The sequence below is a fragment of the Varibaculum timonense genome (assembly GCF_027694345.1).
Classification (GTDB): Bacteria; Actinomycetota; Actinomycetes; order Actinomycetales; family Actinomycetaceae; genus Varibaculum; species Varibaculum timonense_A.
Map to the genome: position 1 here is coordinate 25,768 of NZ_JAQEVU010000005.1, position 20,829 is coordinate 46,596.

The following is a 20,829-nucleotide window of genomic DNA, read 5'->3' on the forward strand; positions in this document are numbered from 1 at the left end:
ATGTTTTGGTTTAGCCCAGATTTACATCAGTATCTTCATAGTCGGGAAAGTCCTCGTGGAAGCGGTGAAACAAATCCATACGAGATGTTGCGGCACGTCCTTGGGCGGCGTAGGCGCGACGAATCCGTTGGACGTAAGTATTTACGGTATTCCTGGTTAGACCCAGTTGGCGGGCAACTATTTTAGCGGGTAGTCCTTTGGCTCCATATAGTTCTAAAACTCGTCGCTCATTGGGACTGAGGATTAGGTGGTTAGAGTGCGGGTGGCGAGCAGAATCGGAAAACCTGTTTTCCGAGGAGTGAAGAGGAGACTGTCTATCATGGGGTAAAACGCTAAGTAAACTGGTTAGCGGCTCGGTTTTATATATAGCCTGGTTGCAGCACTGACGCTTCCCAATCTGAGAGGCTAAAGAGCTCTCTGCGGGTTGCAGATAAGATATAACCCGAAATCCCAGGGTACAAAGGCTATCTAGATTCTCTAGGGGATTAGAACTGTCCGCTAAGTGAGTAGCTAAAACTACCGTGATTTGCTGATTCTGTTTGTTAGTAGGCTCGGGATACTTAGCTAAGAAGTCGCTTACGGTGCTAAAACCTCCCAGAAAGCGCAAGTCGTTTCGGGAAGAAACTACCTCACTTATCCCCAAGGCAATCGCGGGTTGTTCATCTAATACCGCTATGTCGAAAACCATTTTCCTCTCCAGTCTTAGAAATTAGACACCCTCTGTCGGGGGGGGGGATATTCGTTAGAATAAATATTTTTTATGCTTAGTGTCCTTTGGTTCAGACTGATAAGTGAGATGATGTACGGGCAGGTAGAAGCATTGTGCGGCCTATTTTTATCTCCAGGTTCGTACATGACCGAACCTGATTGAACTTTGCGCTCCGCAAAAATATCTAGGACTAAAACCCTAGGAAAATACGACTGTTTGTTAACCAGAATCAACTAGAATCAATAGACGCCGTAGGAAACTAGTAACAAGTGTAGTGATGCTCGAAATATATTCTTCCCAGGAATTAGCAACCATTTTGAATCAAGCCCGTCAGGCAAAGTCGGCAGCGGGTGAAAAAGGATATTCCATTCGCGACCTTGCGAAACGACTAGACCTAGCACCCAGCACTTTGCAGGGCTGGCTCCAGGGAGCGCATCTTCCCACTCCCGCTTTGCGTAGCAGCTTCATGCGACTGGTACAAGACCTCGATTTGCTAACCCCGAGTGAAGACACCGAGTTTTGGCAGCGTACCCTAGAAACCCTCTCCCACTCGAAACAGGGATGGATTGGCTGCCCCTACCAGGGACTATCACCTTACATTGCCCTTACCGAAAGCGTGTTTTATGGTCGCGATAAACTTCTGACAGATTTAGAAAATGCGATTATTACGGTACAAAGCAAGCGAAACAAACTGGTGGTGGTATTAGGAGCCTCTGGGTCTGGGAAAACCTCGCTCCTCTCAGCTGGTCTAGTAGGTAAATCGTGCGAATCTTCAGGGCGCTTAGCGAATTATTACCCCTGTCTACTGTCAATGGGGGAAGTTATTGAAAAGCAACAAACACTGTTAGATTCTAAAGCCTCCAATCTACCTGCAAATTCGTTATTAATAGTAGACCAACTTGAGGACTTCACTAATGCTCACCCCGATCAAGTCAAAGTCGCATTAGACATCCTGAACGAAGTGGCAAAAACCCAAATCCTGGTACTGGGAGTGCGTTCAGATGCCCTAGAAGTACTTTTACAAGATGCCCGCTTTGCCCCCGCCCTCTCCAATCCGCTGATAGTTACCCCACCCAGCGTCCTCGAATACGGAGAAATAATCTCTAGACCCGCCCTCGATGCCGGTCGAAAAATTGCTCCCGAGCTAAAAGAGCTGTTACTGCGGCAAATTCAAGAATCTACCTCCGAGGAAGCAAGCGTGCTTCCCCAGCTATCAAACCTGCTGCTAATGATTTGGAAATCGACTAACAACTCGGTGCTAACCGTTAGTGATTACCTATCAGTAGGAGGATTAGCAGGGAGCTTAGAAAAACTCGCGGATGAGTTTTACGAAAAACTATCTACCCAGGAACGCCGACAGCTCCGTTCCTTGCTGCTATCAATGGTCGCTGTTGGGCAGCGACAGGTTACCCGGCGGGTAATCGCGCTCAAAGATATACCGCAAGACTATCTTGACCTCCTGGAACGCTTAAGTCGTGAACGTTTAGTAGTAATTGATGCTGCCACCACTCAAATAAGCCACGACACCCTGCTGTCGAACTGGGGAAAACTAAAAGGGTGGATTGAAGAGTCGCGGATTAATCTAGGTTTAGTTCGTCAAATTCAGATTGCCTCCCAGCTGTGGGTAGAATCCGACAACTCACCCGAAGCTTTACGCCCCTCCCTATATTACGCTTGGGAAAACCGAGAAGTCCCTGATGATGTTGCGTTCACCAATCAGGAAGAACAATTCCTGGCTGCCTGCAGCCATGAAGCCAACCGCCAAAAAGAAGAACAGAAAAAACGAATCAAAACCCTGCGACACCGCAATCAAGTGGTTACCGTTATTGCCGCAGTTGCCGGGGTGCTATTAGTAGCCACCGTAGCTGGATTTTTCCAAGCATCCCACTATCAAAAACAAGCAATCGCCTCCAAAAAAGACGCAGAATCTCGGCAAATGGCGCTAATTTCGCGGGAGCTAGGAGCCTCCGACACCAATCTAGCGGCACAATTCGCTCTCTCAGGTCTAAATATCGCCAACACTAGAGAAGCCCGATCCGCCCTCATAGAAACCACCGCCGTCCCCATCCCCGAACGTATCTTCGGCGAAGGCGGGACAGTGCGAGTTGCCGGTAGCGCGGACGGCAAAGTAATCGCGCGTGCCGATTCCAAAGGGATAGTTAGCCTCTGGCGCGGCGGAGACATAAAAACAAAACCCGAAACTTTCTCGGCAAGTACCGGACAGCTTTTTACCCTAGCGCTAAAAGAAATAGCAGGTAGAAACCTACTGGCAGTCGGGGGGCAAAAAACTGCCTCCCTATGGGATATAACTGCCAAGCCCCGCCGAATCGCCGAATTTGGGGCAGAGGACGTAGCCTACTCGACCGCTATAACCAATCGGTATTTAGGGTTTGGTTTTTTAAATGGAAAAGTAAATTTGTGGGAACTAGACCAGATTGATAAACCCAAACCGGCGTCCTCATTCCAATTAGATACCCCAACCTCCGTGACCGCCCTGGCTATTTCACCGGATCAGCAGCAAATCGCTTACGGCGGTCAAGCCGGGAAAATCTATCTGCGTGACATGAATGGTCAAAACAGCAAACAGCTTGCTGTTGGCGAAGGCTCCGCCCTAGATATAAAGTTCTCTCCGGACGGAGAAGAACTCGGGGTGGCGCTCACCAGCCGTCAAGTTCGCCGTTGGCAAGCCAAAGGAAACAACGACAGCCTAGCCAGCCTGGACGGATTCTATTCTTTTGTGAACACCCTGGAATATGACGAAGATAAGATAATCGTCGGCTGCTCGGATACTACCACCACCATTTGGAATCGTTCCGGGCGTAAACTCACCTCCCTGCCAGGACGAGAAATAGTTACTGCTGCCACTAAAGTTGGAGGACGCATTATTACTGGCAGCGTAGACGGTCAGCTCCGGCATTGGCCCGAATCAGTTCTGCCGCTTATTAATGAAGGCGGATATTTAATCGATTCTCACACTGACCGAAAAAACTGGGTATTTGTTTCTCGGCGTTTAAAAACTCCCGCCCTTTTCAAAACCGAAAAAGATGGGTTACGGCGCATGAAAGATCCGGTTATGCCCTCCGGATTAAAATCGGCTACTCGCACCGAGATAGCCGAGGACGGTCAGTTTCTAGTTACCGGTACCCAATCTGGGGAACTATTAACTTGGCCATTAGGTAAAGACGGTGCTGGAAGCCCTATTGTTTCCAAAATTGGTGATGAATTCCTTGGGGAAATCCGCCTGTCTAGTGATCATAAAACCGCAGCGGTCGCCAAAGCAGATGAGCTGGGTGTTTACCTGCTTAACTGGGAGGGTGCCGGCTGGAAACAGTACGGAGAACTGCCAGGACAGCATTATTTAATGCGGATTTTAGGTAATACGGGACTGCTGGCTACCGCTGCCGAGGACGCTTCCGTAGCGATATTTACTATGGATGCCACCCCTAAAAGGGTAGGTACTATCAAGACCGAATCCTTGGCTTCTGCCTTCTACTACGACGCTAAACGTCAGTATTTATATGTGGGTGAATCCGGAGGACGAATTACGGTTAATGATGTAAAAGATCCGGGGAAACCGCGGCTGGTAGCGCAGATACGAGGTTTACAGGCTTCCGTTAATGAACTGGATATTACCCTGGACGAAAAATATCTATTTGGTATTTCCTCGGATAAAAAACTTTGGGTTTGGAGTATTGATTCTCCTGAAAAGAATCTTTATCTTTCAGTTCAGATAAACCAGATTCCCTACGCTATCGCGGATACCCCCGCTGGTTACCTGATTGGCGGGGATAAAGGGATGGCTAATTTGTACCCTCATTCCATTTCGGAGGCACGTAAACAGGTTTGCAAGACGGTGGGAAAGGAAATTACCAGGCAAGAATGGAACGCGGTCGCTCCCGGAGTGCAACCGGTCTCTCCCTGTGGGGAACAAGAAAATTAGTCTGGCTTATCGTCCTGGTCTGGTTCGGTATTGGGGATAGCTTCCTGTTGGTCTACCCCGGGGTGCGCGCCGGTATCGGTCATTCCTGCGGGTAAAAAGTATTGATAGCATTATGGGGTAACCATGCGCTTTTGGGGCTTACCCCAAAAGTGAGGTTAGAGTTAGACAAGTAATAAGCAAGGAAGCCGAAGATCAACTAACTCGCTACCGAATCTCGCAGGATAGACGCTTTAGGGCGTAAGTATTTTTCGCGATTAATCTAAACGAGTAGCGGGTAACGAAGCATACTGGGGACATATGAAGATGAAGAAGTCTTTAGCGGCAGCTAGCGTAACTTTAGCGATGCTTTTTTCTGGTATCGGGGTGGGGTCTTCTACCCCAGCCGGGGCTGCTACTGTTTCCGCTGCGAACTGGGTAATGCCCACACAGGTTAAAGCTAATACTCCTGAAAATACCGCTTCTACAGCTAACCAGTCCTTAGCTGATTGGGAAAAACTACAGGCCAAACTGAGGGAAGAAAACCCTATTTCCTGGCTATTTACCGGTGATTCCATAACTCATGGCGCTAATACCAGTGAAGGGCTGCGGCGCTTCAGCGAGTATTTCAACTCTTATCTACATTCGACCCCCATTAATGGAATAGGACGCACTAACGATTTAGTGATGAACACCGGGGTGGCTAACTCGACTACCCGGTATTTGCGTCAAGCTTTCCAACAATCTGTCCTTGATAAAGGCGCTGACGTAGTCTTTTTGGCTCTGGGGATGAATGATTCGGTAAATGCCCCTGCCAAGGAACGGGTTGAACAAAAAACTTACCGACATAATCTCGAATACTTTATTGACCAGATTCGCGCCTCCGGGGCAATTCCGGTTTTGCAAACCCAAAACTATCCTACTGATGGGCGACATGCCTCTTTCGATGCGTGGATGGACACTGTCCGGGAGGTGGCAGCAGAAAAGAAAGTGATTCTGCTGGATGTCCAAAAGTTCTGGCAAACCGAGCACGCGCCAGATAACTCTGACGGCTGGATGCAAGCCGATGGGGTACATCCCAGTGCGCAAGGCTATCTGGAGTGGGCAAAATTCCTGGTAAAGCAGTTGAATATTTGGAATGAAGATTCAGCGCTAGCCAATACTTCCAAAGCATCTGTCGAGCGTTATGGAAGTCCCCTCACCGAGGTACCAGTGATGCAAAACGTACCCGAAGTGTTAAAGAAACAGCCCCCACATCAGGCAAACCTGGTGTTCAATCACGCCCAGACCACCAGCGAATCTTGCTCCCCGCAGATAAAAGATGACCAAGCCGCTCAGGTAGCATCCTTTGGGAAACAGAACTTTACGGTGCGTTTCAAAGCCGCCTCTGCTCAGACCGGAACCCTTATTTCCTTTGCTGACAAGGATTCTAATCTGCAGCTGCGCCTAGATATTGCGGAGGGGGGAAAGTTCAAAGTTCAGCGTCAATTCAAAACCGGTAATCTTGACGGTTTCACTTTACAAAAGCCCCTCGTCGCTGACGGAAAATTCCATACTGTCAGCGTAAACATTACTGACGGTACTGCCGACTATTATCTTGATGGAGTAAAGGTACTGCCGTTGAAAGGTGCGGGAGTTGCCGGTGCTAACGCCCTCACCTTAAATAACTTCTCGGTAGATTATGTAACCTTGTGCGCAGCGCGGGTGGGGGCAAATCCCACTCCCGAGAGCCCATTTTCCGGGGTATTAGATTACGTAGCGGTTTCGGATCAGGTATTGAGCGAACAGCAAATAGCCGAACAGGTCGGTGCCCCGACGGTTAATTCGGTGATTTCTCCCTTTATCCATAATGGTAAGGGTGCCCCCAACACCTGGGTATTTTTAGGTTCGGACACTATCTATGGGGGCGAGGGCAATATTTCCGCTAAATCCGCCACCGAAGTTTTTGACGAAGTGGTGAGCTGGGAATGCAACGGTAATAGTTGTGACAATAACCCTAATGGGCTGCAGCTTGCCGCCCGCTCGCGTTTCGTAGTGAATTCGTCCTATCCGGGGCAGACCACTGCCAAAATGCGAGCCGCCTATGACAGCCAGGTAAAACGGCATAAGCCGCAGGTGCTATACCTGATGCCCGATGCGCTAAATCCCGCCGGGCAGCCCTATGAAACCCTTGACAGTTTTAAGAGCAATATCAAGCAGCTGGTTGCCCAGGCGAAGACAGACGGAATCCGCGTGGTGCTAGTTACGCCTGCTGAAGCTAGCGCCGAGGCCGACAAATACTCCGAGGCGATGCTGCAGTTAGCTGCTGACCAGGAAGTACCGGCAATTGACGCCCACCAATACTTCCAAAAGCTGCAAGCAAAGAACACTAACTATGGTGACATTGTTGATAGCCAGGGTAGCTTGAATCACAAAGGACAGTTGCTGCTAGGCAAGTTCTTGCTCAAAGAATCGGGAATTCCCGCTCCCAAGGGGCGGAGAATCGCTGCTTTGAACTACTATGATCCCACAGCCAAACTGGTAACCCCGGCGGCTTCCTCAAATGTTGATGGTGCAGCTCAAGACCCGGTTAGCTGCAGCGTAAAGCCCTCCGGGATGGTAAAACTACAAGAGGGCGTGCGCTATACAGTTACTGTAAATGGTAAAGAAATAACTCCCCAAGCTGGTGGGATGTTCACCTATGATTACGGACAAACTCTGCGTATCAAAGCCGAAGCGGAAGCAGGATATGTCATTCGGACCGGGGCGCAAACAATCTGGAGCTGGACTGCTCCGACTCGGGAAAAGTTGGATTGCGATAAACCTAAACCTCCGGTAGTAGATCCCAGCCAGCCCGATAAACCTGGTGAGGGCGAAACTCCAGATCCCGGTGGTGACACTCCTAAGCCAGGGACTGATACTCCTAAACCGGAAGCTAGTGATAAACCAACGGATAAACCTACCGGTAATCCCGGAAAGGCTAACCCGACTACGCCGGGTTCTTTAGATAACTCGAAGAATCGCCCTCAGCAGCAATTCTCCGCTAGCGAAGTTACCGCAGGTAATCTTGCCCGCACCGGTTCTTCCCCCTGGGAGTATCTGTTGGCGGCCGCGTTATTTGCGGGTGCGGGGGTAGCGCTACGTTTTAAGCGCCTATGAAATCGCGTGCCGGCAAATCTGCGTTAGCCAAAAATCAGTTAAAGGATCAGCGTAAACGGCTCACTAGGTTTCCTGGGGGGAGGTTGGCGTCTGCCGCTTTACTTATCGGGATAGCGCTTTGTGTTCTAGTGGGGACTGTTATCTGGGCTGTGGGGATGCTGCGCTCAGATACCGAAGCGACCAAAGAAAAACCTCAACTGCCAGGGGTAACTATCGCCGGGCAAAAGGTGAGCGCTGCCGAGTTTAAATACGCCCTCTCAGAGGTTAAATCCCAGGCGGTAGCGGCTTGCGGTAGCGAAGAAAACTCTATTGGCGCTGACTTTTGGCAAAAAAATCAAGCTAAATGTAACCGTCTAACCGCTGCCCCCACGGCTAGCTCCGAGAACGAACGTAAACAGCTGGTAGTGCAAAAAGCGTATTCACCTGTCAGTAAAAAGTTTTGCGCGAGCGCCAGCAAACCGGCTGAATATGCTGCTTGCCTGGCTGTGCATTTACTAGAAGGGCAGCACGCTGCCTATAAACAGGCGGTGCTAGGGGGACAAATGAACACCCCCACCTGGGAAGAGGCACTGCAGTCTTGGCGAGAGGGGAGCTCAGCAAGCGAGGCCGCAACCGCCGGGAGGAATCAGAGTTTCGAAGGCGAGCAAACTGATTTAGCGGTTTATCTTTCGAAATACGTCAGCGGTTTGCGCGACCAATATATCAATGCTGAACAAGCCCCAGGGATGAGGGTTAGTGACCGCCAGGTTAAAGATCACTATTTGGCTAACGCCTGGGATTTTGGTGAAGAAATTGCTAAGCTTTCCTCGGAAGAAGAAAAGTGGAAGATTATCTCACCCAGCGTCAAAGTTGATCTTCGTACCCAAATTTATTACGACTTGTTGGCTCAGCAGGTTCAGGGTATGGATACGGTGATAAATCAAGAAAGCGTAGTTGCTTTCGTTAAAGACACTTTCAGCAAATAGAGCTGGTTACCCAGCAGGCGATAGGGGAAAGATGAACCTGAAGAAACTTGCTAAAGCTACCGGTATCACCGTGCTTGCCACCAGTTTGGTTGCTCTGTCTCAGTTGCCGGCAGTAGCTGCCCCGGTGCAGGCGGAAATTATTCCTGCCACCACCTATTACGTGAGTGCAGCGGGTAATGACGCTAATGATGGAAAATCTGAGGCTAAACCCCTTAAGACCTTGGAGGCTGTCAATAAACTGACGCTGCATGCCGGTGACAAGATTCTGTTAAAACGTGGGGACGTCTTTAACAACCAGCATCTGTGTATCAGTGGCGATAAATCCTTCAAGTTTAATGACGGCACTACCTGTGCCTACCAGGCAGATAGTGATGGAGCGCCCCTGGTGATTTCGGCATATGGCGAGGGCGATAAACCGGTAATTGCCGCTAATGGCCAGGGAAAGTGGAAACTGGACTATGGTTTGACCTTGGGGCACAGTCAGCATTATCTGGCTAAGGATGCAGTTTCTTCTACCGTAATGCTAAAAGATACTGAAAATATCGAGCTTAGCGACCTAGAAATCACCAATAAACGGCTTGAAGATGGCAGCGGAAAAGAAAATGGGTGCGCCTATAACGATAACTGCGCCCTTGACCGCACCGGGATTGCCGGGATCGCTCAAAACCAGGGAACCTTAGATCATGTGGTGTTAAAGAACCTTTACGTCCATGATGTGAAAGGTAATATCTACAATAAACACAGTGTTAATGGTGCGATTTATTTCAGTTCCCTAATCGCCAGCGACCAGATGAAACCGGCGGCTGAACGTAAGACTCCGGGATTTAAGCCTGCCTTGGACAAACCGGAGAGAGGATATCCCCGGTTTAATGACTTACAGATTATCAATAACCGGGTAGAAAACTCCGGACGCTGGGGGATAGCCGCTGTTTACAGTGCTTACGCCAGCGTTGCCGTTGATGGTCGTATCCAGATTCCTGATGAGGTAATCACCAAGTATGGTTCCACAAATGTGGTAATCAGCAATAACTTTATTAAGAATATTGGTGGTGACGCGATTACCGCCATGTACGGGTATAAGCCGGTAGTCGAAAGCAATGTAGCCACCGAGATTGCTACCCAGATGAACACTACCGATTATCTTTTTGCGAAAGATACTCCCGGAAAATTTGCTAAGACGGGAGGGCGCGTAGCCGCCTCCATTTGGCCGTGGAAATCAAAAGATGCCGTATTCCGCTTCAACGAGGGTTTCAATACCCAAAATGCCGATAAAGGTAACGGTGACGGAATGCCCTGGGATGCGGACTCAGGTGACGGTACTGTCTACGAGTACAACTATTCTGCTAATAACTCTGGCGGAACGGTGATGTTCTGCGGAGATCAGGCAGCAAACTCCACGTTCCGTTTCAATATTGCGCAAAACGATTCCCTCGGGGCGCTTTCACCAACTTTTTGGGATGGAGGCTATAGCGGAAAGTATCCGAATGCGCATGTTTATAACAATACTTTCTATTTGAAAGCAGGCTCCTCGATTTTGCACCCTGCGCAAGCTCAGCAAGGAACAATGAAAGTAGAAAATAATATTTTCTACAATATGAGTGACCAAGCCCGCACTGAATCTTGGAATCCCCTAGGGCATATCACCTGGGATCCAAAAGATATTGATGGCAATGCCAAGGTAACTTACTCCCATAACCTTTACTACAACTACGCTAACTATCCCGCTAGCGACCAGAATCCCGTAAAAGTAAGTAAAGGCAGCGCAGTCCTGGCAGATCCGGGGAAAGCTCCCAGTGATGCTGCCACTGACATGAAAGCACGCCCCCACTATTTCCCCGGGTTAAGTTACGCCGAAGCGGATGCCAAGACCACGGTCTTTGATGGTTACAAGCTAGCCGCTAACTCGCCAGCAATTGGGAAAGGTAAAGAAATAGTTGATGATAACGGCTTTGCTTTAGGTACTGATTTCTTTGGACGCACTGCTAACACCTTTGATATTGGGGCAGTCTCTACCAATCAAAAACCCCTCCCGCCAGCAACCGTTACCGATAGCGCAAAACTGGTTAGCACCACCTATCAGGTAACTGACGGACAAACCGTACCCAGCAAGAATGGTGTATATAAAGCTGGAAATACTATCCACGTTCCCTCAACTGAAAAGAGTCCCAGCAGCATCGCGGAAGTGCTCTCTAACCTGACTGTAGAGGGTAAAGCGCAAATAGTTGATGCTTCCGGTAACGCTCAGGCAGAGGACGCCCTGGTGGCAGCGGGAATGAAGCTAAAAATTACCTCTATAGATGGCAAAGTTACCAGCGAGTTTCCGCTGTCTATAGATAACGTGTATAGCTGGCTGGATGACTACACCCATAGCGTGCAAGGCAATGTTTGGTTTGGGCAGAAGCAGACAGGCGCTAATGGCAAATGGGTAAATATCGATAAAGTTGACCCAAAATACCCGAACTGGCAGGTAGACGAGTATTACGGGCCGGGTATTAACGGCGCTCAACTAACTCCCACCGACCGGAGCGCTCTTCACGGTTTGCTTTCTGATTCCCCGACGTCTGCGGGCGCAACCGCAATGGCGTGGCGGGCTCCCAAGACCGGTTATATTACTTTCAAACTTAAGGACGCGGCGGCAGGCAAACCTGCGGAACCATTCTTGCGTCAAGGGGATGCTACCGGCGGGACAGTTACCGTGAAACTGCTGGTTAATGGAAGTGAAAAACGTTCTTTAACTTTAGAAAAGAAAGAGATTCGCCCGAATGGAGAATTTAATTTCACCGCCGATGACGCGAATGCTTTACAGGTTTCTAAAGGGGACTTTGTACGGGTAGTTGCCGAATCTACCGGCAATCCCGCCCAACCATCGATGTTCGTCAGCCCCACTATCACCTATATTGATCGCACAGTAGATACGGAAGTTATCCCCGTGAAACCGGGAACTGCTACCGGCGAACCCGATACTCCAACTCCGGGTCAAAATCCGCAAACCGATAAAGGATACGTAGAAGGTAAAGTTCCAGGATTTTCCCTGAGCCTTACCGGAAACGAAGTTAGCGGTAAAGTGACTTTGCCACAGGTGGAAGGGATCGAATATCTGGTTAATGGAGCCGCCTTAGCTGATAGTTACCCGGCCGGCCCCGTGGTTGTGACCCTAAAAGCGAAAGCCGGTTACAAACTGGGAGAAAGTGCCACCACTGAATGGAAATTCACGGTGCCTGCCACCCCTGAATTTGCCAGTGACACTGGAAATCTTCAGATTCCCACCACTACCGGCGTGAGCTATGACGCGCAAAATCAGAGCGTGGCTCCCGGTAAATCGGTGACAGTAACCGCTACCGCTAGTGATGATTATTCATTTGCGGCTACCCGCGCTGTGAAATGGACATTTACCGCCGACCAGAAGGACGATCCTCAGCCCGGGACTGACCCAGAGAAACCCGGTACTGACCCAGATAAGCCGGGTACTGACCCCGAGAAACCGGGAACAGTGCCCTCTGACAATCCGACTCGGCCTGACAACGGACCGGTCGCTGATGGGAAGCAAAAGAACCCCAACAAACCGGCTGCAGCGGTCAGACAGAATCGGGGTTCACTGGTTACTACTGGTAGCCTGGCAGGTATTGCAGCTATCGCAGCTTTAACGCTTGGGGCTGCGGGAATGGCGATTGTTCGGCGACGTGCTCGGGAGTAACAGCAATCGCGCTGAATACTCGACCTCTCAGAATGCCGGAGCGCTATTTGTCAATAATGATGAAATAATGAAGGCGTGAAGTCTCCGCAACCGCCTAAAAGTGTGCAAAGAGAGAATACCCGTAAGCAGGGCTCTGCTTTCCGGTCAGTTTCTCCTTTGGTGCGCACCGCTAGGCGCAATCGGGGACGTTCCCCGGTGGTTAAAGCGGCTAACCGGCGGGTCAAGGTAGGTTCACGCTTTTCGGTAACTGTGGGTACCATCCTGGTGGTTGCTTCACTGTTTCTGCTTTTGGTGGGGGCTCCTCTGTTCGACCTGGTTACCCAGATGGAGCAGCGTAACAAAGTACACGCCCAGTTGGTAGCGGCTCAGCAAGAAAACCGTGAGCTTCGCCGAGAATTGCAGCTGTGGAATAACTCGGACTATCTAACCCAACAGGCGCGTGAAAGGCTAGGATACGTAAAACCGGGTGAAACTCGCTATGCGGTGGTGGATCCCGGTAAAGACTATCAGGCACGCCAGGAGGCAAAACTAGAGAAGCTTCCGGCTCGCCCCTGGTATCTGGAAATTACCCATTCGGTGAAAATGGCGGGGCAAAGCACAGCCTCTAAAGAATCCTCGACTCAAACTCGTCCGCAACCTGCCCCGGGAGCTACCCCTGAACAAGAAAAGGCAAAAAAGAAGTGAGTTTTGAACTTGACGAAGCTACCCCCGCTGACCTGGAAACTCTATCTTCCCAGTTAGGGAGGATTCCTCGCGGGGTGGTGGGAGTCGCTGCGCGCTGCGTGTGCGGCCGACCCGCGGTAGTGGCGACCGCTCCGCGCCTAGAGGATGGTTCCCCTTTCCCTACGACCCTGTATTTGACCCTCCCCAGCTTGGTGCGCGCCCTCTCCACCTTGGAAGCTTCCGGTAAAATGGCTGACTATCAGCATTTGCTGTCCGAGGACGAAGATGTAGCTCAGGCGTATCGCCGCGCTCATGTTTCCTATATTGAGGCTAGAAACGCCCTAGGCGAAGAAACTGGAATTGGACAAGTCTCTGAAATCGCAGGCATCAGCGCAGGCGGAATGCCCGAACGGGTCAAATGCCTACACGCCCTCGCTGCCCAAACCCTCGCTTGCGGCAAAAAAGTAAATCCCATCGGTGATTTAGCGCTAGCTGACCTGAAAGCCGCCGCCCTCTGGGACAGCGACCACTGCTACTGTGAATAGTCGCCGGTTTTGCCATCGAAAATAGAGTGCGTTTAGGCGTCACGGTCTCGGCAAGAAATACTTTCGCCCCATGGTTTTCGTTAAACTTTCCTGTTAGTCAGGAATCTGAATCCGTGAAAATATAGGGCTATGGCATTAGTTGCAGGTATTGATTGTGGCACCAACTCGATTCGTTTAATCATTGCCCGCCGGGAGAATCCCAGCGAGCCGCTGACGGTTCTAGCTCGAGAAATGCGGATAGTGCGCCTGGGGGAGGGAATCGATAAAACCGGGCAGTTCGCACCGGCAGCCCTAGAACGCACCTTTGCAGCCACAAAAGAATACGCACAGATTATCTCCAAATACGGGGTGGACAAGATTCGTTTTGTTGCCACCTCCGCCAGCCGAGACGCGAAAAACCGGGAGGAGTTTTTCACCGGGATTAAGGAACGCCTAGGGGTAATCCCCGAAGTGATTTCCGGAGATGAAGAAGCAACCCTATCTTTTTCTGGTGCTACCTCCTCCTTTAAAGACGAGGACGAGCCGGTACTGCTGATAGATATTGGGGGCGGGTCTACCGAGTTTGTTTTAGGTCAGCGCGGGAGGGTAATAGGCACTATTTCCACCAATATGGGTTCGGTGCGGGTTTTTGAGCGCTACCTGGAGCCGGTGATTGCCGATGCTAAATGCGGGGACGGCTCCCTGGATCCTCGCCAGACTCCCGGCATGGCGAAAGCCCTAATAAAAGCCACTTCCGCAATTGATGAGCTGATAGATGAGGCCGATCAGAAACTAGGGTTAGACCGCGCCCGTACCCTGATCGGGGTAGCCGGAACGGTCACTACCATTACCGCCCACGCCCTCGGCTTAGAAGAATACCAGCCCGAAAAAATCCATGGCTCGCGGATAACTCCCGCGCAAATGTTGAGTTCCTGTAACTGGATGATGAATCAGCCGGTTACCGCGCGCGCTGCCCTAGGGTATATGCCCACCGGACGCGCCGATGTTATTGGCGCAGGTGCGCTGGTGTGGTCACGAATTATCGAACGGGTAAACGGGGAAATCGAACCTGACGGCAGCGGTTTGAAAGAAATAATAACTTCAGAAACCGATATTTTAGACGGTATCGCCCTGTCAATCTTGCCCTAGGGTTTTAGCTGGCCTCCTCCTATTAAGCAGTCGAGATAAAGGCTGCACAGACGGGAGTAGGGGCACTAAATCCAGGAGCTAAACCACATACGCCAACCCCAATGTGAATAGGGAATCGGCATCCCGCTAACTACCGGGTAGAAGAAAGCGGCGACCAGTAAAATCACGATAACCAGGGCAATCCCCATCGAAACCGCGATATCGGGAGTGCGAAGCTTAGGGGCAACTAAACGGTCGCGGGCAGCTAAAACCGGTTGGGGGAGGGCGCGCAGCTGACCGAGTAGCAAACCAATCATATAGGTAACCGCGAGGGCTACAAATGGGGTTAATACCACCATATAGAACATGAAAATGGTGCGATACCAGTAAATCATCCAAGGAGCCCATAGACCCAGGTATCCGACCAGGATCACTCCCGCACGCCAGTCGCGGCGAACGAAGGTACAGTAAATAATCACTGCCAGGGCGATTACTCCCACCCACCACAGCATCGGGTTACCCAGCGAGGACATGGCTTCCACCGTGAAATCCCCATTATCGCCATGCGGTTTTTCAAACAGCATCGAGGTAGGGCGCTGATTAATCAGCCATTGCCACGGATAGGACTGGTAGGGGTGTTTACTGGTTACCCCAGTGTGGAACTTCATCACTTCACTCATATAGGTGAAGTAATCAGAAATAGGGTCTAACCAGGAAGAATGACCAGTAGCGGCCGCGGTTTTTCCATGTCCCCAAGCCTTGGGGTGAGCAAACCAGTTCCACCAGTTCGCAAAATATACAGCAATAGCTACCACAACTAATTGCCCAAAGGCGGGAAGCCCTCCGCGTACAATAGCTCCCAACCAAGCGCGACTTTTCCCGGTAACTGCCGGGTAATCCTTAGATAGTGCCAGGGAGTTTAACCGCAGCGCAGACAGTCTTAAAGATAAATCTCGAGCGAAAACGAAAAGCCCGCACACTGCCAGCAGGTAAAGCCCGGACCATTTCACCGCGCACGCATACCCTAACCAAACTCCCGCCAGCACTAACCACCAGCGCACCCCTACCCGGTCATTACCTAGGTTTGCGCCTAAAAGATTACGGCTCAAACGCTCGCGTACCTGTTGCTGATCGTAGACCACACAAAGTACCCCAGCCAGGCAAAATGCGGCAAGAATTCCGTCTAGCAAACCCACCCGAGAAAGCGAAATTGCTACCCCATCAGTAGCGACAAACATTCCGGCAATCCCGGTCAAAATCCAAGAGTTAAATAATGCCCAAGCTAGGCGACACGTCAGATAAACCACTATTATCCCGCAAATAGCGGCTGCAATCCGCCAACCAAAGGGATTAGACCAGCCAAAAATCTTCATCCCCAGCCCGATAATCCATTTACCCAGGGGAGGGTGGACTACGAAAGCGGGATCTGCGGAAAGGGAAGAAAAATCGCCGGCAATAAACTTTGTATCCGCCCCTTTAGGCCAGTTAGTTTCATAGCCAAAATGCCACAGGGAATAGGCATCTTTAACGTAGTAAGTTTCATCGAAAATCAGTTTGCGGGTCGAACCAAGACGCAGTAGTCGTAAAATTGCCCCTATTGCACAAACAATCACCGTAACTATCCAGGCGCGCTGAGCCTCGATTTCTTCATTCTTTCGCTGTCCACGCCATCCTCGCAGGTAAAGTCCCGGCAGTGAGGTGATAGCAGTCCAAAGGGGAGCTTTGGAACTCTTATCTTGTCCCCGGTTGGTGTTAGCTAAAACCTTTGTCACCGATACTGGCGGGGGCGGAGCGGGACGACCGGGCATTGCTTGCATATCTAGATATTAACCGGATAGGGCATAATTGTGAGAGTGCAACCTTTATCCTGGAACGCTGGCACTATTGTTTTAGCTGCCACCCCAATTGGTAATCTAGCCGATGCTACCCCCCGCCTGATTAGCGCCTTTGAACAGGCAGACCTGATTGCAGCCGAAGACACCCGCCGCACTGGGCTGCTGCGCGAGCGTCTGGGAGTAACTCGGCACGCCCCCCTAATTTCCTGTCATGAACACAATGAACAGGGCAAAGCCGAACAAATAGTTTCCCGCGCCGCAAATGGTCAGCGAGTTCTGTTGGTAACGGACGCGGGAATGCCTACGGTTTCTGACCCCGGATATGTGATTGTGCAGGTGGCGATAGCGCGCGGGGTGCCGCTGACAGTCCTGCCTGGCCCGTCTGCGCCGTTGCTTGCCCTCGCCCTCTCCGGGTTGCCTACGGATCGTTTTTGCTTTGAAGGGTTTTTGCCACGCAAACAAACTGCCCTAAGGCGGCGGTTAGAGGAGCTTTCTAGCGAGGAACGCACCATGATTTTCTTGGAATCTCCTCGACGTTTGGAAGTAACTTTGGAGGCACTGGCCCAGCTTTTTGGGGAAAAACGCTCCGCTGCGGTCTGCCGGGAACTCACCAAGATGCACGAGGACGTGTGGCGGGGCACCCTCGGAGAACTTAAAGAAAAAGCAACAGAGGTGCGCGGAGAAATCGTGCTGGTGGTGGCAGGAGCCGCGCCGCGCACTCCCTTGACGCCTACGGATGCAGTCAGGCTCGTCCTTGGCAGGGTAGAGGACGGCGAAAGACTAAAAGATGCCGCTAAAGCGGTAGCAGCCCAAAGCGGGCTCAGTTCCAAGGTGCTTTATAACCAGGCGCTGGCGGAGCGAAAATAACCAGGTCTTTAGGTATATTTTGCTTCCGGCAATGGGGCATTAGGATAGAGGTATGACTCATGTTTTATCCGCTGTTGCTTGGCCTTACGCCAACGGTCCGCGTCATATTGGACACGTAGCCGGTTTTGGCGTCCCCTCCGATGTTTTCAGCCGCTATATGCGAATGGCGGGACATGAGGTACTAATGGTGTCGGGAACCGATGAACACGGTACCCCGATTTTGGTGCAGGCAGAGGCAGAGGGAATTTCGCCCCAAGAACTAGCCGACCGCAACAACCGGCTAATCGTAGAAGACTTGGTGAACCTGGGGCTATCCTATGACCTGTTCACCCGCACTACTACCGGCAATCATATTGCGGTCACCAAAGCTATGTTTGCGCAGGTACGCGACAATGGTTACCTGATTGAAAAACGAGCTATGGCCGCGATTAGCCCCTCCAATGGCCGAGCGCTCCCGGACCGCTATATCGAAGGCACCTGCCCGCTGTGCGGAGCTGGCGGAGCCCGCGGGGATCAATGTGACAACTGCGGTAAACAGCTCGATCCCATCGATTTGATTGACCCAGTTTCAAAAATCAATGGAGAAACTCCCAAGTTTGAGGAAACCTCCCACTATTTCCTGGATCTGCCCGCGCTCGCGGACGCCCTCGGAAAATGGCTCGATGAACGCGAAGCCTCGGGAACTTGGCGACCCAACGTAATCCGCTTTTCCAAAAATATTCTGGCGGAAATTAAGCCCCGCGCTATGACCCGCGATATTGACTGGGGGATACCGGTTCCCGGTTGGGAAGACCAACCCAGCAAGCGCCTATATGTGTGGTTTGACGCAGTGGTGGGATATCTATCTGCCAGTATCGAGTGGGCGCGGCGCATCGGTCAGCCAGAACGTTGGCGGGAATGGTGGAATGACCCGCAGGCGCGTTCCTATTACTTTATGGGCAAAGACAATATCGTTTTCCACTCCCAGGTTTGGCCAGCGGAGCTACTCGGATATAACGGCGAGGGCGAGCGCGGCGGTCAGCCCGGTGAAATGGGGCGGCTCAACCTGCCCACCGAAGTGGTTTCCTCGGAATTCCTAACTATGGAGGGCAAGAAATTCTCGACCTCTAAATCCGTGGTGATATATGTGCGGGATATGCTTTCGCGCTACCAGGCCGATGCCTTGCGCTACTTTATTTCCGCAGCTGGCCCCGAAAACCAGGATGCTGACTTTACCTGGGCAGAGTTCGTGCGCCGCACCAATGACGAATTGGTTGCTGCCTGGGGGAACTTGGTTAACCGCGTGGCTTCGATGATCCATAAACGAGTGGGAGCGATTCCGCAGCCTGGACAGTTACAACCCGAGGATAAACAGCTCTTAGACCAGGTTGAAGCCGGGTTTGCTGCGGTAGGACAGCTAATTGAAACCCATCGGCAAAAGGCAGCATTGCAGCAGATTATGCGGCTGGTTGCTTTAGCTAACCAATATGTGGCATCTACCGAGCCCTTCAAATTGAAAACCCCGGATACTCAGGAGCGCCTACACACGATATTATGGGTGTTGGCACAGGTTATTGCCGACCTGAACCTGATGTTTTCACCGTTCTTGCCGTCCTCGGCCAATGCTATCGACCGGGTATTTGGCGGGCAAGGGCAGATTGCCCCCATGCCTCGTATTGAAGAAGTAACTGATTTAGACCAAACTAGAGAAGATGGCTCAGATTTCAACTATCCCATTATTACGGGTGATTACGGTGATGTTCCGCAGTGGGGTAGACATGAGGTTAAGATTGGAAACACAGTTTCTAAACCTAAACCCGTGTTTGAGAAACTAGATTCTGAGATTATAGAAGAGGAACTAGCCAGACTGGCATAACTGAGGGGTAAAAGGAGAGGGACGTGGCTGGGTTTTGGCAACGCTTAAAAAGGCTCTTTCGAGGGTCTTCGGCTCGTGATGGCGAGCCCAATTCCTCCTTGCCTCTGGCTCTAGAGAGCGCCACTAAAGATACAAATAAACCGGAGCAGGAACGCAAAGTGTATGAATCCTCCGGGGTAGTGATTTTAGAAGATAACAGCGTCAGTGACGTGGAATCAAAACCTGTTTCTTCGTTCTCCTCTAGTGGCGCAGATTCCGCGTCCGCTCAGGAAAAACCTACAGAAACTACGTCAGAGGGTGGGGCTGGAGAAACCCCTAAATCCGCTGATACTGATTCCGCGGTGCCCCAGGAAGAATCCTCCCACGCTTCCTCGGACACAGAAAACTCAAGCTCCCAGTCACAGACAGAATCGGTCAGCGAGCCGAATCGTAAAATCCCGGTACATGGGGTGAAAACTGCGGATATTTGCGCAGCTAGTGCCGATGCTGTCTACGGGTCTCCCGCGATTGACCGCACTCCGGGCAGAAAACTAATTCTCGCTTTCGAAAAACGTATCCCCAATCAACGCTGCGAAGTGTGGTACACCCGCAGCAGTGACCACGGTATCAGCTGGGAAGAACCGCGAGTCCTATTTGACCAGGAAACATATACGGATTCGGGTGAGTGTTTCACATCCCCGCAGATTATTATTTCCCAGGTTACCGGGCGGGTTTTCGTTGCGGTAACTACGCGCACCGCTAAAGATGACTCCAAGAATCGGATTGCAGTAGCTTTCACCGATGACGAGGGCGATACCTGGCGTTACCGGGATTTGACTACCTTGGTTGATGGTGATCAAAACTGGGTTTCCCGGCGTACCGCCTATGGTCACGGTTTGCAGGTTCGTAACGGAGTTTGGACTGGCAGGCTCGCCTATGTGGCGATAGCTACCGATAGTGATGGCAGGCGAGGAGCGGTCGCAGTTTGCTCTGACGATCAGGGAATTTCCTGGTGGGCCGGTAAACTAGCTGGTGAAACCGTAGTGCAAGCTACTATTACCGAGCTAAATGACGGCAGTCTGGTATTGGGGTGTGTAGAGGAAACTGAAAGTGGATTTACCTTTAACGCTTACGGCTCCAAGGATGGCGGGCGTAGTTTCACCACCCAACTTGAACAAAAAGCGCTTGGCAGTGCGCTTCCGGCAGCGGTAGAACGAGCTTTCTATTCTGCCCCTGAACATACAGAACAGGCGCGAGTCATGCTATCAGTGGCGCGCAACCAAAACGGGCAGGGTACTGTGCGCTCCATGCTAGATTATGCTTCTGAGCTGCTGGGAATCGTGCCCTTTACCTCCCATCCAGTGAACGCGATAGATATCGTCTCCCTAGAAGATGTTCGTATCGTTGCGGTAGCCTACGAGACTGATTCCGGAATATCGGTATCGGTTCTCTGTATCGACACTTTGTCCCTTAAATATCTAGCAGTCGGCTGGAATGCCCGCGAGGAAGAACAAAACCAGGTTCTACGTCGCGCCGGTCTGCTAACTAGATAACTT

At 51.2% G+C, this 20,829-nt stretch carries 12 protein-coding genes; 10 read left to right on the forward strand and 2 right to left on the reverse strand.

Annotated elements, in window-relative coordinates; all coding sequences use genetic code 11:
- Positions 1-10: 10 nt before the first annotated feature.
- Positions 11-688 (reverse strand): sigma factor-like helix-turn-helix DNA-binding protein, encoded by a 678-nt coding sequence (locus tag PG728_RS05200; RefSeq protein WP_270626178.1) that lies wholly within the window; start codon positions 686-688, stop codon positions 11-13.
- A gap of 298 nt (positions 689-986) precedes the next feature.
- On the opposite strand from PG728_RS05200, the gene PG728_RS05205 reads away from it, so the two are divergent.
- The 7 genes from PG728_RS05205 (at position 987) to PG728_RS05235 (ending at position 14,758) form a co-directional block, all read left to right on the forward strand.
- Positions 987-4,649, forward strand: coding sequence for an nSTAND1 domain-containing NTPase (locus tag PG728_RS05205; RefSeq protein ID WP_270626179.1), 3,663 nt, complete (start codon positions 987-989; stop codon positions 4,647-4,649).
- 297 nt (positions 4,650-4,946) lie between these two features.
- Complete coding sequence (locus PG728_RS05210) at positions 4,947-7,763, forward strand: GDSL-type esterase/lipase family protein (protein ID WP_270626180.1); 2,817 nt, start codon at positions 4,947-4,949, stop codon at positions 7,761-7,763.
- Positions 7,760-8,728 carry a hypothetical protein gene (locus PG728_RS05215; protein ID WP_270626181.1) on the forward strand — a complete coding sequence of 323 codons (969 nt, stop codon included), beginning with the start codon at positions 7,760-7,762 and terminating at the stop codon, positions 8,726-8,728. Before PG728_RS05210 ends, PG728_RS05215 begins: the two co-directional genes overlap by 4 nt.
- 31 nt (positions 8,729-8,759) lie before the next feature.
- Positions 8,760-12,422, forward strand: coding sequence for a hypothetical protein (locus tag PG728_RS05220; protein WP_270626182.1), 3,663 nt, complete (start codon positions 8,760-8,762; stop codon positions 12,420-12,422).
- Between the two features lie 75 nt (positions 12,423-12,497).
- Positions 12,498-13,106, forward strand: coding sequence for an FtsB family cell division protein (locus tag PG728_RS05225; protein WP_270626183.1), 609 nt, complete (start codon positions 12,498-12,500; stop codon positions 13,104-13,106).
- Positions 13,103-13,630: a DUF501 domain-containing protein gene (locus PG728_RS05230; RefSeq protein ID WP_270626184.1), complete on the forward strand. Its 528-nt coding sequence runs from the start codon at positions 13,103-13,105 to the stop codon at positions 13,628-13,630. The genes PG728_RS05225 and PG728_RS05230 overlap by 4 nt, the downstream gene beginning before the upstream one ends.
- A gap of 129 nt (positions 13,631-13,759) precedes the next feature.
- On the forward strand, positions 13,760-14,758 hold the full coding sequence (locus PG728_RS05235) for a Ppx/GppA phosphatase family protein (RefSeq protein WP_270626185.1): 999 nt from the start codon (positions 13,760-13,762) through the stop codon (positions 14,756-14,758).
- 65 nt (positions 14,759-14,823) lie between these two features.
- On the opposite strand, the gene PG728_RS05240 is transcribed toward PG728_RS05235, so the two are convergent.
- Positions 14,824-16,554 (reverse strand): dolichyl-phosphate-mannose--protein mannosyltransferase, encoded by a 1,731-nt coding sequence (locus tag PG728_RS05240; protein WP_270626186.1) that lies wholly within the window; start codon positions 16,552-16,554, stop codon positions 14,824-14,826.
- 36 nt (positions 16,555-16,590) lie between these two features.
- On the opposite strand from PG728_RS05240, the gene rsmI reads away from it, so the two are divergent.
- From rsmI to PG728_RS05255, 3 genes are read left to right on the forward strand one after another with little or no spacing between them, the layout of a single operon-like run.
- Entirely contained in the window at positions 16,591-17,439 is an 849-nt protein-coding gene (gene rsmI / locus PG728_RS05245; RefSeq protein ID WP_270626187.1) for a 16S rRNA (cytidine(1402)-2'-O)-methyltransferase, read from the forward strand.
- 52 nt (positions 17,440-17,491) lie between these two features.
- Positions 17,492-19,294, forward strand: coding sequence for a methionine--tRNA ligase (gene metG / locus PG728_RS05250; RefSeq protein WP_270626188.1), 1,803 nt, complete (start codon positions 17,492-17,494; stop codon positions 19,292-19,294).
- Between the two features lie 23 nt (positions 19,295-19,317).
- The gene (locus PG728_RS05255; protein WP_270626189.1) at positions 19,318-20,826 is read left to right on the forward strand and encodes a sialidase family protein; all 1,509 of its coding nucleotides are present in this window, start codon (positions 19,318-19,320) and stop codon (positions 20,824-20,826) included.
- Positions 20,827-20,829: the final 3 nt, after the last annotated feature.